The 12,994-nt window shown below is 55.3% G+C and carries 16 protein-coding genes; 14 read left to right on the top strand and 2 right to left on the bottom strand.

Annotated elements, in window-relative coordinates:
- The first annotated feature begins 149 nt into the window (after window positions 1-149).
- Genes I2G69_RS07820 through I2G69_RS14250 form a run of 3 tightly spaced genes read left to right on the top strand, consistent with a single transcriptional unit; the run spans window position 150 to window position 1,269 of the window.
- The gene (locus I2G69_RS07820; protein ID WP_195560559.1) at window positions 150-836 is read left to right on the top strand and encodes a class I SAM-dependent methyltransferase; all 687 of its coding nucleotides are present in this window, start codon (window positions 150-152) and stop codon (window positions 834-836) included.
- Window positions 837-842: 6 nt separating this feature from the next.
- On the top strand, window positions 843-1,088 hold the full coding sequence (locus I2G69_RS07815; RefSeq protein WP_087388229.1) for a heavy-metal-associated domain-containing protein: 246 nt from the start codon (window positions 843-845) through the stop codon (window positions 1,086-1,088).
- Between the two features lie 37 nt (window positions 1,089-1,125).
- Window positions 1,126-1,269, top strand: a complete 144-nt coding sequence (locus tag I2G69_RS14250; protein WP_243254917.1) for a hypothetical protein — start codon at window positions 1,126-1,128, stop codon at window positions 1,267-1,269.
- 197 nt (window positions 1,270-1,466) lie between these two features.
- On the opposite strand, the gene I2G69_RS07805 is transcribed toward I2G69_RS14250, so the two are convergent.
- A complete protein-coding gene (locus I2G69_RS07805) occupies window positions 1,467-1,862 on the bottom strand; it encodes a metal-dependent transcriptional regulator (protein WP_164475022.1) in 396 nt (131 codons plus the stop codon).
- A gap of 262 nt (window positions 1,863-2,124) precedes the next feature.
- Between I2G69_RS07805 and I2G69_RS07800 the strand changes: the two genes are divergently transcribed.
- The 10 genes from I2G69_RS07800 (at window position 2,125) to I2G69_RS07755 (ending at window position 11,565) form a co-directional block, all read left to right on the top strand.
- Entirely contained in the window at window positions 2,125-2,676 is a 552-nt protein-coding gene (locus tag I2G69_RS07800) for a DUF3793 family protein (RefSeq protein WP_195560557.1), read from the top strand.
- Window positions 2,677-2,721: 45 nt separating this feature from the next.
- Window positions 2,722-3,144, top strand: a complete 423-nt coding sequence (locus I2G69_RS07795) for a flavodoxin (RefSeq protein ID WP_006575242.1) — start codon at window positions 2,722-2,724, stop codon at window positions 3,142-3,144.
- A 110-nt stretch (window positions 3,145-3,254) separates the two neighbouring features.
- Entirely contained in the window at window positions 3,255-4,175 is a 921-nt protein-coding gene (locus tag I2G69_RS07790; protein WP_195560556.1) for a helix-turn-helix domain-containing protein, read from the top strand.
- Window positions 4,176-4,343: 168 nt separating this feature from the next.
- Complete coding sequence (locus tag I2G69_RS07785) at window positions 4,344-4,616, top strand: DUF6110 family protein (RefSeq protein ID WP_006575244.1); 273 nt, start codon at window positions 4,344-4,346, stop codon at window positions 4,614-4,616.
- Window positions 4,617-4,668: 52 nt separating this feature from the next.
- The gene (locus I2G69_RS07780; protein ID WP_195560555.1) at window positions 4,669-6,783 is read left to right on the top strand and encodes a heavy metal translocating P-type ATPase; all 2,115 of its coding nucleotides are present in this window, start codon (window positions 4,669-4,671) and stop codon (window positions 6,781-6,783) included.
- Window positions 6,784-7,014: 231 nt separating this feature from the next.
- Window positions 7,015-8,007 carry an ABC transporter permease gene (locus I2G69_RS07775; RefSeq protein ID WP_442858887.1) on the top strand — a complete coding sequence of 331 codons (993 nt, stop codon included), beginning with the start codon at window positions 7,015-7,017 and terminating at the stop codon, window positions 8,005-8,007.
- Window positions 8,004-8,981 (top strand): iron chelate uptake ABC transporter family permease subunit, encoded by a 978-nt coding sequence (locus tag I2G69_RS07770; RefSeq protein ID WP_195560554.1) that lies wholly within the window; start codon window positions 8,004-8,006, stop codon window positions 8,979-8,981. Before I2G69_RS07775 ends, I2G69_RS07770 begins: the two co-directional genes overlap by 4 nt.
- A gap of 2 nt (window positions 8,982-8,983) precedes the next feature.
- Window positions 8,984-9,736 (top strand): iron ABC transporter ATP-binding protein, encoded by a 753-nt coding sequence (locus I2G69_RS07765; RefSeq protein ID WP_007713074.1) that lies wholly within the window; start codon window positions 8,984-8,986, stop codon window positions 9,734-9,736.
- 46 nt (window positions 9,737-9,782) lie between these two features.
- Entirely contained in the window at window positions 9,783-10,802 is a 1,020-nt protein-coding gene (locus I2G69_RS07760; RefSeq protein ID WP_195560624.1) for a siderophore ABC transporter substrate-binding protein, read from the top strand.
- A gap of 91 nt (window positions 10,803-10,893) precedes the next feature.
- Window positions 10,894-11,565 (top strand): peroxiredoxin, encoded by a 672-nt coding sequence (locus tag I2G69_RS07755; protein WP_087232809.1) that lies wholly within the window; start codon window positions 10,894-10,896, stop codon window positions 11,563-11,565.
- 227 nt (window positions 11,566-11,792) lie between these two features.
- Here the strand turns inward: I2G69_RS07755 and I2G69_RS07750 are convergent, their stop codons facing one another.
- On the bottom strand, window positions 11,793-12,023 hold the full coding sequence (locus tag I2G69_RS07750; RefSeq protein WP_087238088.1) for a helix-turn-helix domain-containing protein: 231 nt from the start codon (window positions 12,021-12,023) through the stop codon (window positions 11,793-11,795).
- 622 nt (window positions 12,024-12,645) lie between these two features.
- Between I2G69_RS07750 and I2G69_RS07745 the strand changes: the two genes are divergently transcribed.
- Entirely contained in the window at window positions 12,646-12,933 is a 288-nt protein-coding gene (locus tag I2G69_RS07745) for a helix-turn-helix domain-containing protein (RefSeq protein WP_087272585.1), read from the top strand.
- Window positions 12,934-12,994: the final 61 nt, after the last annotated feature.

The raw sequence follows: 12,994 nt of genomic DNA, 5'->3' as shown, positions 1-12,994 counted from the left end.
CGTGTCCCGGTCATTCTTCGTTCCAGCTTCTTCCCTTGATTGATCCCGGGGGGCATACAAATCCAATATAGTGGCATCTTGCAATTTCATGCGACAAAGAGTATGATGTAGTTAGCATGAACTAATCATCATTGAGGTGACCATACTGTATGGATGACAACAAGCAGTTTTGGGAGCGGTTTTCACGGCATTACGCCGGCTTCATGCGCCGCTCTCAAGCGACCTATCAGCAGATCTGCAAAGCAATGCGCCCTTTTCTGAAACGGGATATGGATGTGCTGGAGTTGGCCTGCGGAACAGGTCAGCTGTCCATCCCGCTGTCACCATGTGTCCGGAGTTGGGAGGCAACCGACTTTTCATCTGAAATGATCCGTCAGGCCAAAAAGCAGGTATATTCGTCTCGGCTCCATTTCTCCGTCCAGGACGCCACCAAGCTGCCCTACGGCCCGGAGAGCTTTGATGCGGTCGTGATCTCCAACGCCCTCCATGTCATGCCTCACCCGGAAAAAGCTCTGGCGGAAGCCTGGCGGGTTTTGAAGCCGGGGGGATGGCTGTTCGCCCCCACCTTTGTCTGGGGCAAAAGCCGAAGCGCCAGACTCCGGCTCTGGTTCATGGGGCTTTCAGGCTTTCGGGTGTATCATGTCTGGACTGCCGGGGAGCTGATGGCATACCTGTCCGAGCGCGGCTATTCCATCGTTCGCCATCCACTTCTCGGAAGTTCGTTGGCGCCGCTGTGCTGTCTGATGGCCAGGAAGATCCCCGATGAACGGAGCGCGGCACGGCAGACCACCTTCCAGTCCGCGCAGCTCGATGATCCAAAAGTCAAGAAGGAGTGAGAGAACATGTGGAAGTACACAGTGGAAGTCAATGGAATGATGTGCGGGATGTGCGAGGCTCATGTCAATGACGCTGTTCGCAAAGCCTGCCCGGTCAAAAAGGTGATTTCTTCCCGAAGCAAAAACCAGACCGTGATCCTCTCTGAAACAGAGCTGGACACAGAGGCTGTTATGAACGCCATTCGCAGCACGGGGTATGAGGTCGGCACAATCCAAAAGGAGCCGTACAAAAAAAGAGGATTGTTCGGTTGAGTTCATTGGCAGCAGCGGCCAGAAAAGAGGCATGAACATGAACACGGCAACGCAGTCGTTTGGATATGGATTAGCGGCTCTGCTATTTTGCATCGCTATTCTTGGCGTGTGCCATAACATCAAAAAAGCCGCCCGAAAGGTTTTGAAAAGCCAGCAGACACATAAGGATGAGCTGCCGTAAGCGTTTGGAGCTATGGAGCAGGTACGCTTGGCGGTGAACTTACACAGCAGGTCGCTCCTGATTCAAAAGCGCAGATCACATAAAATGCGTTGGAGGCCATATCCAGGCTCCACCGCATTTGATATTCCGTGCCAAATGGCAGGTATTCACTTATCGCGTTGCCGCTCGATAGCAAAGTCCGCCAAATTTGCATAGGCTCATTGCCCGTGCGCATCTTCCCGCATTTTCGTTACCTGCTCCAAGTGCGCCTGCACCGCCGCGAAGGATTTTTCGCTGATCACATGCTCGATCCGGCAGGCATCTTCGGTCGCAGTCTCTTCGTCCACGCCTAATTCCATCAGCATCTGGCTCAACACCGTGTGGCGGGTGTACATCGTCTTAGCAATGGCAAGCCCGGTCTCCGTCAGGGTGATCGCACCGTCAGCATCCACATTCACATATCCGTCCTTTTTCAGAATGGACATGGCTCTGCTGACGCTGGGCTTGGTAAAGCCCAACTGCGCTCCCACATCGATAGCTCGAACGAAGGTGCTGTTCTGTGAAAGAATATAGATGGTTTCCAGATACATCTGGCCAGACTCGTGAATCGCCATAGGAACCTCCAAAAAACGGGCGTTTTGCTTATTATAACACAGGCGTCCGACAAGCGCCATTTTTTCTGTCAACAAAATCCATCCGTCCTCTTGACAAGCGAATTTGCCCTGTATATAATTGCGTTAGTTAGCTATCGCTAACCAAGAGGCGGCAGCTATATATTTGGCACTTTGGTTGGCTATTGCTAACCACATTTACTGTCCGTTTTTTCATTTTGCCGTACAGTCTTCGCATGGACATGATTTTGTGAGGGAAACGCCTATGTCAGAGGATCTGCTGATTCGCCATTGTTCTCCCACCCTGGCCGGGATCAAGACGGGAAACCTCTTTTCCTGCGCCTGCCCCAGCCGGAAGGATCTGACGCGAGACTTGTGCCGGCTGAACAAGAAACTGGTGCCCAAGGGCATCCGCGTTCTGCCGCTCCGGGTTTGCAAAGGCCGCGCTTTGATTTACGCCTACCGGCCCAATGCGCTGGAGAGCGATCTGACCGATCACCGCGCCAGAGCCTTGCTTCTGAAATACGGCTATGTGCCGGAAAACCCCAATGGCTGTGTGGTTCACCTGATCCACCGGCTCCGGAGCGAGGGGGAATTCCCCCATGAAATCGGTCTGTTTTTGAGCTATCCGCCGGAGGATGTGCTGGGCTTTATCTGCAATCGGGCGTGCAATCACAAGTGCGTGGGCTGTTGGAAGGTCTACGGCGACGAACAGGCCGCCAGAAGCATCTTTGAAAAATACGAGATGTGCAGCAAAATCTACTCCCGGCAGTGGCAGCAAGGGAAATCCATCGAGCAGTTCACCGTGGCTGGTTGATGTTTCTACCATAACAAATCCAGAAAGAAAGGTCGCTAAAGTCTTATGAGTAAAGTTGCAGTTGTGTATTGGAGCGGCACGGGAAACACCGAGGCCATGGCCATGGCGGTGGCCGAAGGCGCCAAGGGCAAGGGCGCCGAGGTGTCTGTGATTACCGCCGCAGAGTTCTCGCCGGAGCAGGTCGGCGAGTATTCCGCCATCGCCTTTGGCTGCCCCTCCATGGGGTCGGAGCAGCTGGAGGAGAGCGAGTTCGAGCCCATGTTCACCGCCTGTGAGGGCAGGCTGAGCGGGAAGAACATCGCTCTGTTTGGCTCCTACGGCTGGGGCGACGGCGAATGGATGCGCAGCTGGGAGTCCCGCTGCAACGACGACGGCGCCAATCTGGCCTGCGAAAGCGTAATCTGCAACGAAGCTCCGGACGATGACGCTCTGGCGGCCTGCCGCGAGCTGGGCGCATCGCTGGCCTGACAAAAGCACCGCAGAAGGCAGGAGGCGCTTGTCTCCTGCCTTCTCTCTGGTTCCCCGGTCAGCATAGGTAAAACCAATTCCGAACCCAGAGAAACAGGTCGTGAGAAATCATGCTGAAAGAATATTTATTGAGCCAGGACTCCGGCACAGGCCGTTGGAGCCACGGTATGCCGGGGGTGGAGATCTGCCGATTTTCCCTGCCGGAGCCGGAGCAGGAACCCTTGCGGCCCATTCCGGTGTGCGGCGCACCGCTCCAGTTTGAGGCGCTGTTCTGCATGACTGGCCGCCTTACTGTCCGAGCGTTACAGGGTACTTCCTGCATGGTGGAGGCGCCGGGGATCTTCCTCCTCTCCGACAGCTCCGCTCTCCGCTCGTGTCAGTGTAGCGGAAACCTGGGCGGCGTTTTGATCGCCGTAGACGCCAAAGCCGCAAAAGAAAGCCTTGTGACGGTCTGCTCCACCCTGGGGATGAGGTTGGACACCAGGATCGTCAAGGAGAAGATGACGGCGAGGAACGGCTGCATGGCCCTGTGCGGCACACCTTGGACGCAGTCATTTTTTGAAACGGTTCGCTATCTGTCCGAGCTGGAGCAGGAACGCTACTCTGTTTTCAAGTCGGTGGAACTGCTGTATCTGCTCTGCACCGAGGTATCTGAATCGGACGAATCTTTCTCCAGCTCAGGCTGCCCAGTATCCCACAGTCTGTTGGAAGTCAAGGTATACATCCAGACGCATCTGTCTGATAAGCTCACCATTGCGTTCCTCTGCAAACAGTTTTCCCTTTCCCCGACCTTCTTGAAAGAAGGTTTCCGCCGCGCCTATGGCATGCCGATTCACAGCTTTTTGGTTCAACAGCGCCTCCGTCGGGCACAGGAGCTGATCTGCACCACCCGGATGCCCATTCAGCAAATTGCGCAGGCTGTGGGGTATGAGGGTATGAGCCAGTTCAACGCAGCGTTCAAGCGGGAGTATGGCATGACTCCCGGCCAGTACAGAAAAATGTCGGAAACCGCAACTCTGCGTCCGTTTTGACAGCGACAAACACCCACCTTTTCTGCTACAATAATCAGACATTCCAAAGCATTCAAAGGAGTGACAGCGATGAAACAGCATCGTTTTTGGGCGTGGGGCGCTGTGATCTGCATGATTATGGTCATGGTCACCGGCTACAAACGGAAATAAGGGAAAGGAAGGATCACAATGAGCGTTTATACGAAACTTGCCTGCTTTGCGGGTGGTGCGTTGTTTGGTTCTTTTGGCATCAAGCTGCTGTCCAGCAAGGACGCCAAGAAAGCCTATGTCCATGTCACGGCCGCCGGCCTGCGGATGAAGGATTCGGTCATGGGGACTGTGACCACGGTGCAGGAAAACGCCGCGGACATTCTGGCCTCCGCCAAGGAGCTGAATGAGGACCGGGCTGCGAAGGAAGCGGAGGAAGCCGCCGCTGCCAATCTGGAGAGCGAAGAAGCCTGATTGACCCAGAGGGAGCCGCCAGCGGCTCCCTCTTTTCGTGAAGGAGGAACCTATGAACGCAACCATATTGCACGAAAGCCGGGGGCGCATCCGGTTCCGGCTGCGGCAAAAACAGATGACACTCGCTCAGGCGGATCTGCTGGAGGCATGGATTCAGGGAAAATCATGGTGCCGGCAGGTCACCGTCCATGAGCGAACCTGCTGCGTCATCCTGTACTACGATGGGACTCGCCAAGCCATGCTGAACGAAATTCGGCATTTTTCCTGGCAGGAGGCGGAGCGGACCACCGCGCTGCCCGCCCACAGCAGCCGGGCGCTGAACCGGGAATTTGAGGAAAAGCTGGTGGCAAAGGTGGTGTGCAAGGCCGCCTGCACCCTGTTTCTCCCGTCTCCATTGCGGATTGCCCGCATTCTCTGGCACATGATCCCCTTTGTGCGGAGAGGACTGCGCTGCCTGCTGCGCCGCCGTATCAAGGTGGAACTGCTGGATGCCCTGTCTATTTCCATTTCTGCCTGCAGAAGGGACTTCGGAACCGCCGGAATGGTCATGTTTCTGCTGGAGGTGGGTGAGCTGCTGGAGGAGTGGACCCGAAAGAAATCCGTGGCGGATCTGGCCCGGTGTATGTCCTTAAATGTGGATCGGGTCTGGCTGCGCACGGCCCAGGGCGAGGTACTGGTCCCCGTGTCCCAGATCCAGCCGGGGGACGCCGTGGTGGTTCGTGCCGGCGGTATCATCCCCGTGGATGGTCTGGTTCTGGAGGGGGAGGTCACCGTCAATCAGGCGTCCCTCACCGGAGAGTCCATCCCGGTACCCAAGCGCCCCGGCGGCGCGGTCTATGCCGGCACTGTGGTAGAGGAGGGCGAATGTGTGCTGGAAGTGAAGCAAGCCTCCGGCCAGAGCCGCTATGACCAGATCGTCCACATGATCGAGCAGTCGGAGCAGATGAAGTCGGAGGCTGAGAGCAAGGCCGCCAATCTGGCGGACAAGCTGGTGCCCTATACCTTTGCCGGGAGCCTGCTGAGTTTTGCCCTCACCCGGAATGTGACACGAGCCCTGTCGGTGCTGATGGTGGACTTCTCCTGTGCGCTGAAGCTGGCCATGCCTCTGGCCGTCCTCTCCGCCATGCGGGAGGCGGGACGCGCCCACATCACCGTCAAGGGCGGCAAATTCCTGGAGGCTGTGGCGGCTGCCGATACCATCGTCTTTGACAAGACCGGCACCCTGACCCACGCCTGCCCCCGGGTGGCTCAGGTGGTATCTTTCGGCACCAAGGAGGAAGCCGAAATGCTGCGGCTGGCCGCCTGCCTGGAGGAACACTTCCCACATTCCATGGCCAACGCCGTGGTGGAGGAGGCGAAGCGCCGGGGCCTGCGTCACGATGAGTACCACTCCAAGGTGGAATATTTGGTGGCCCACGGCATCGCCAGCACCGTAGATGGGGAGCGGGTCCTCATCGGCAGCGCCCACTTCGTCTTTGAGGATGAGGGCTGCGTCATTCCGGAGGGCGAACAGGATCGCTTTGACGCCCTGCCGCCGGAGTATTCTCACCTGTACCTGGCGGTGGGGGGACAGCTTGCCGCTGTGATCTGCATCGCCGACCCGCTGCGGGAGGAGGCGGAGGAAGTCCTCTCTGCCCTCCGCACTTTGGGGATTACCAGCACCGTTATGCTCACCGGAGACAGTTACCGCACCGCCGCAGCCATTGCCGCCCAGGTGGGAGTGGATGACTTCCGCGCCGGAGTCCTTCCGGCGGACAAGGCGGAGTATGTGGCACGGCTCCGCCGGGAGGGACACACCGTGTTGATGGTAGGCGACGGCATCAACGACTCGCCGGCCCTGTCCGAGGCGGATGCGGGCATCGCCATCAGCGACGGGGCCGCCATCGCCCGGGAAATCGCGGACATCACCATCGCTGCCGACAGTCTCTGGGAACTGGTAGAGCTGCGCCGGATCGCCATGGCGCTGATGGCGCGCATCCACTCCAACTACCGCTTCGTTATCGGCTTCAACGGCACCCTGATTGCCCTTGGTGTGGCCGGTGTTCTGCCGCCCGCCACCTCTGCCACGCTGCACAATCTCTCCACCCTGGGCGTCAGCCTGCGGAGCATGGGCCGGCTGACTGCTCAGACGCAGTCCGCTCGGGGCAACAATTCGCATAATGGATAAAAAAAGAATCCTTTCCGCTTGGTAGCTTGTGCTTTTTGCGCGGTTGCACATGACTAACTCCATGTACTATAATACACTTACGATGCGCAGTGCGTGATGCATGGCAAGTCCAATCGCCGCTGCGCATTGCTTATGGGATGCGGTTAGCTATCGCTAACCGCCAAAAAGAAGGGAGAGGATTTTATCAGACCGTATCGATCTACCATCGTTCTTTCTGCTCTGCTGCTTATATTGTCTTGCTGTTCACTGTTTGTGGGCGTGATTGACCTGACACCCGGTGAGCTACTCGCAGGCAATTTTGAGCAGCTGGAGATTTTCCTGATCTCCCGGCTGCCGCGCCTGCTGGCCATCCTATGCACCGGCATTGGTATGAGTGTGGCGGGACTCATCATGCAGCAGCTGTGCAGCAACAAATTTGTGTCCCCAACCACCGGCGCCACCATCTCCTCGGCCCAGTTCGGCATCCTGCTGGCTCTGCTGTTTATGCCGGCCTCCACCCTATGGAGCAGGGCTATCTTCGCCTTTGCCACGGCGATTCTGGGCACCTGGATCTTCGTCTGGTTCATTCAGCGCATCCAGTTCAAGGATGTGGTGATGGTCCCTCTGGTGGGCATTATGTTCGGCAATGTCATCGGCGGCATTACCAACTATCTGGCTTACAAATATGAGATGACCCAAGCTCTGTCCTCCTGGCTGGTGGGCCACTTCTCGCTGGTGCTGAAAGGCCGGTATGAGATCGTCTGGCTGACGGTCCCGCTGGTGGTGCTGGCCTTTCTCTTTGCCAACCACTTCAACATCGTTGGGCTGGGCAAGGATTTTTCCAAGAACCTGGGGGTCCCGTACAATCTGGTGCTCTTCTCCGGCCTCACCATTGCCGCCATGATCACTGCCTCCATCGTGGTGGTGGTCGGCTCCATCTCCTACATCGGCCTGATCGTGCCCAATGTGGTGGCCATGTACAAGGGAGACAAGATCCGGGGCACGCTGGTGGATACCGCTCTGTTCGGCGCCATTTTTGTGCTGGTATGCGACATGATCGGCCGGGTGGTGATTGCCCCCTACGAGTTGCCCATCGAGCTGATCGTGGGCATCCTGGGAAGCCTCATTTTCATCGCCCTGCTGTTTTACCGGCTCAAGCATGGCCGCAAGGCCATCCGTCTGGGCGGTGCCGGGACAGGCTGCTGCTCCACCATGCCCAACCTGAAGGGAGGTGCGGACCAGTGAACATCTCTGCAGCACGCGCCAACCAGCGCAAACTTCTGATTTTAGTGGTCCTCGTTCTGCTCTGCGCAGCGGGATATATGCTGGTTGAAGTGAATTTCTCTAATCCCAAGCTGCTGGCCTACGCCATGAAGATCCGAACTCCCAAGCTCATTGTCATGCTCATTACCGCCTTTTCCATTGGCGGTGCCTCTCTGGTATTTCAGTCCATCATCAACAACACCATCGTGACCCCCTGCCTGCTGGGGATGAATTCCCTCTATACCCTCATCCACACGGCGGTGGTGTTCTTTCTTGGATCTGCCAGCGTGGTGGCCTCCAACGCCAATCTGTCCTTTGCAGTGGATGTTGTGCTCATGGGTATCGCCGCCACAGTAATCTACAGCTGGATTTTCAAAAAGACAAAGCATAATGTGCTGTATGTGTTGCTGGTGGGCACAGTACTAACTTCGTTTTTCAGCAGCATTCAGACTACTCTTACACGGGTCATGGACCCCAATGAGTACGACAGTCTGCTGAATACCCTGGTGGCAAGCTTCAGTAATATCAATTCCGAGATTATCGTCTTTTCCCTGATTCTTCTGGCAGGCGTCATCTTCGCTCTGCGCAGGGAACTGGCCCTGCTGGATGTGCTGACATTGGGCAAGGAGCAGGCCATCAACCTCGGCGTGGACTACGACCGCTGCATCCGCCGCCTGCTGCTGGGCGTGACTCTCTGCATCGCCGTGGCCACCGCCATGGTAGGACCCATCTCCTTTTTGGGGCTCATCATCGCAAACCTGTCCCGTCAGCTGCTGAAAACCTTCCGGCACACCCAGCTGGTGCTGGGCTCGGCCCTGTTCGGCATGATCGTGCTGGTGGGCGGACAGCTCATTGTGGAGCATGTGTATTCCTACTCCGTGCCGGTGAGCGTATTCATCACTGTGGGCGGCGGCCTTTACTTCCTCTATCTCCTCCTGACAAGAAAGAAGGTGTGACCATGCGCGTACAAGAACTGACAAAACAGTATGATGGAAAAACCGTAGTGGATGGCGTGAGTTTCGCCATCCCCAAGGGTAAGGTGATTTCTCTGATCGGCCCCAACGGCGCGGGCAAATCCACCGTCATGGGCATGATCTCCCGGCTGATTGCCCACGACAGCGGACTGGTAGACTTTGAGGGCAAGGACATTGGCAAATGGAAAAGCAAGGAGCTCTCCAAGCGCCTTGCCATCCTGACCCAGTCCAATAACATCCAGATGAAGCTGACTGTGCGGGAGCTGGTGACCTTCGGGCGCTTCCCCTATTCAGGCAACCGGGTCACCCCAGAGGATCAGAAGATCATCGACCGGGCTATTCACTACATGGAACTGGAGGAGTTCCAGGATCGCTTCATCGACGAACTCTCCGGCGGCCAGCGGCAGCGGGCGCTGATCGCCATGGTCATCGCCCAGGACACCGAGTATGTGCTGCTGGATGAGCCCACCAACAACCTGGATATCTATCACGCCACCAACATGATGAAAATCGTCCGCCGTCTCTGCGACGAGCTGGGGAAGACGGTGATTTTGGTGCTGCATGAGATTAACTATGCGGCATTCTATTCCGACTATATCTGTGCCTTCAAGGACGGAAAAATCGCCAAGTTTGGCACTGTGGAGGAGGTGATGACGAAAGAGAACCTGTCGCAGATCTATCAGGTGGACTTCGAGATCCTGACCATTGCGGGCAAACCCCTGTCCATCTACTATTGACCCTTATTTTCAGTACTTTTTAGAAAAGGAGTAACCAAAAATGAACATGAAAAAGATGCTTTCTCTTGCCCTGGCCGGTGTGATGGCCCTGAGCCTCATGGCCTGCTCCGCTCAGAACGGCGGCGATTCTTCCGAGAATACCTCCTCGCCCAGCAGCAGTCAGTCCGGCGGAGAAACCCAAAATGGTGGAGCCCCTGAGTCCGTGACTATTACCAGCCTCAATGCCAACAAGGAGGCGGCGGAGCTGGAGGTGCCTTACGATCCCCAGCGTATCGCCATTCTGGATATGGCCTCGTTGGACATTCTGGATGCCCTGGGCGTGGGCGACCGGGTAGTGGGTACTGCCTCCACCAGTCTGGAGTATCTCCAGGACTACATCAATGACGATATTGCCAACCTGGGCACCATCAAGGAGGCCGATTTGGAAGCAGTCATGGCCTGTGAGCCGGATGTCATCTTTATCGGCGGCCGTCTGGCTTCCAGTTATGACGCCCTCAGCGAAATCGCTCCTGTAGTCTATCTGGCCACGGATACCGAGCTTGGGGTCGTGGAGAGCGTGCGGCAGAATGCCACTACCATCGCCTCCATGTTTGGTCTGGAGGACAAGGTAGACGAGCTGATGGCTGACTTCGATGCCCGCATTACCGCCCTGTCCGAATTTGCCGCCGGTAAGACCGCCATCGTGGGACTGGTCACCAGCGGCAGCTACAATGTGCTGGGCAATGACGGCCGCTGCTCTATGATTGGACGCGAAATCGGTTTCGAAAATATTGGCGTGGACGCTAACATCGACACCTCCACCCATGGCAACGAAGCATCCTTTGAGTTCATCGTGGAGAAGGCACCCGACTATATCTTCGTTCTGGACCGCGACGCCGCCATCGGCACCGACGGGGCAAAGCTGGCCCAGGAGATCATGGAAAACGAGTTGGTGATGGGAACCGACGCCTACAAGAACGGCAACATCGTCTATCTGGCTCACCCCGCCGTGTGGTACACCGCCGAGGGTGGTATCTCCGCACTGGACATCATGCTGCAGGATTTGGAGAGCGAGCTGCTGGGTTAACTCTGTTTCAGATAGAGTATTACGGCCTTTCTCCAAAGAACCCATATATCATATTCATCGAACTTGACTGCTAACGAAAGGAGCGCTTACCATGGATCAGGAAAACAGAATGCCTCTTATTGGCGACAAGGCCCCGTCCTTCGAGGCTGTCACCACCCAGGGCCCTATCAAATTCCCGGAGGATTACGCCGGCAAATGGGTGATCCTCTTCTCCCATCCTGCGGATTTCACCCCGGTCTGCACCACGGAGTTTATGACCTTCGGCTCCATGATCGACGAGTTCAAGGCTCTCAATACTGAGCTGGTGGGCCTTTCAGTGGACTCCATCTACTCCCACATCGCCTGGCTGCGGAAGATCCAGGAGCTGGAGTGGAACGGCAAGAAACACATCAACGTGACCTTCCCCCTCATCGAGGATATCCGCATGGAGGTGGCCAACAAGTACGGCATGATTCAGCCGGGACAGTCCAACACCCAGGCGGTGCGGGCCGTGTTTGTCATCGACCCCAACGGCGTGGTGCGAACCATCCTGTACTATCCGCTGTCCACGGGCCGCAACTTTGACGAGATCAAGCGTATCATCCTGGCGCTCCAGAAAGCGGACGCCGACGCCTGCGCCACCCCGGCCGACTGGCGACCCGGCGATGATGTCATCGTACCCACCGCTGGCAGCTGCGGCGTAGCCAAGGAGCGGATGGACAACCAGAGCGAGAATCAGTATTGCCTGGACTGGTTCATGTGCTTCCGCAAAGAGGCGAAGTAATACTAAGTTAATTCCCCAATAACAGAAAACCGGTCGAGATTTCATGCACGAGATCTCGACCGGTTCTTTTTTGTTGTATTTCGGTGATTTTGCAAAGACTCTCGGTGATAACCAATAGAAAATGAGCTTCAGAATTTGCAACTGCGTTTATAATTAATTTGCCGTTCCCATTTGAAATGCCGACCGTCCAATATACTGGAAAAGTATTGCTATGCCTCCTGCGAGCCTCATTTTTCTATCTTTTCTGGTGGTATAAATTCTAATAGATCACCGATCCCACAATTCAACACCGTACAAAGCCTTGCGAGGACATCTATATCTAAACGAGTAATTTGGTTTTTACAATAATTATTGATCTGCGTCCGCTGCATCTCAGCTCGATGGCTCAGCATGTTCTTGCTAAGACCAGATGCCTTCAACAGCTCGTCCAGCTTAATCCGAATCGTTCCATATTCCACTTGCCAACCCTCCGACCACAAGAAATATGTTGACAAGTTTAGTGTACCCTTGGTAGAATAGAATAATAAGATATAGAAAGTCTTGTCAGACTAATTGCACATATATAATGCATAGTTTTGGCTTGTGCTTTTTAGCCAGTATGAATATATAACAATACAAAAAGCGGATAATCTTCAAATTTCAGCAAAACTGCCTAAAACCTAAGCGATTTCTAAGAAACCCCTAAAAATTCCCTATTATAATACCCCCATCGAAACGGTGAGGGGAAACGCACTTTTTGTCTGTTATCCCCGCAAGGGGAGAATATGGCAGGAAATCGTATAGGGAGCAATGAACACCCGCCGGGGGTCAGGGAAAAAAGAACAACATTACATACCGCAATCCTCCAAGGGGTTGCGGTTCTTTTTTATTCGACACCATTTGTCCTTACTCACTATATACCGCTAAAGCTCGGCAAATATTTCTCTTCGTATGCACTCACCGCACGGTGGGTGCATTTTTTGTTTGTCGAAAAATGGCGGCCTCTGCTCAGCGTTCGGTATGTCCGGTCGCTCCATTGCCGCGACCCACCGCTCCGAAATTTGGTTCGCATCCAAATTTCAGAAGACGGAGTAAATCACCATGTACTTTAATAGAGAGGACTATGGTTCAAGGATCAGGAGCTTGCGAAAAAAGCGTGGGCTCACACAGGAGCAGTTGGCAGAGAAGATGAATGTCAGCACTCCATACATCGCAAAAATCGAAACTGGAAAGCAGACTGGCCCAGTCGAGCTGGCCGTAGAGTTTGCAGCATTCTTTGATGTTTCTCTGGATTATCTCCTGGTGGGAAAAGGAGATTTTGCAGAGGAACAGAAGCGCGGACTGCGGATGGCCATCGCTCTGCTGTCCGAATTGGAGGCATCCCTCTAAAAACTTTCCATTTTGGGTTGGTAAACTTTCCATTCTGTTTCTGTTGGAAGAATACGCGCAG

The sequence above is a fragment of the Anaeromassilibacillus sp. D41t1_190614_C2 genome, from assembly GCF_015558525.1.
Taxonomy (GTDB): domain Bacteria; phylum Bacillota; class Clostridia; order Oscillospirales; family Acutalibacteraceae; genus Anaeromassilibacillus; species Anaeromassilibacillus stercoravium.
Note: the sequence above shows the minus strand (reverse complement) of the source record. Positions and strands in the feature narration are given on the sequence as shown.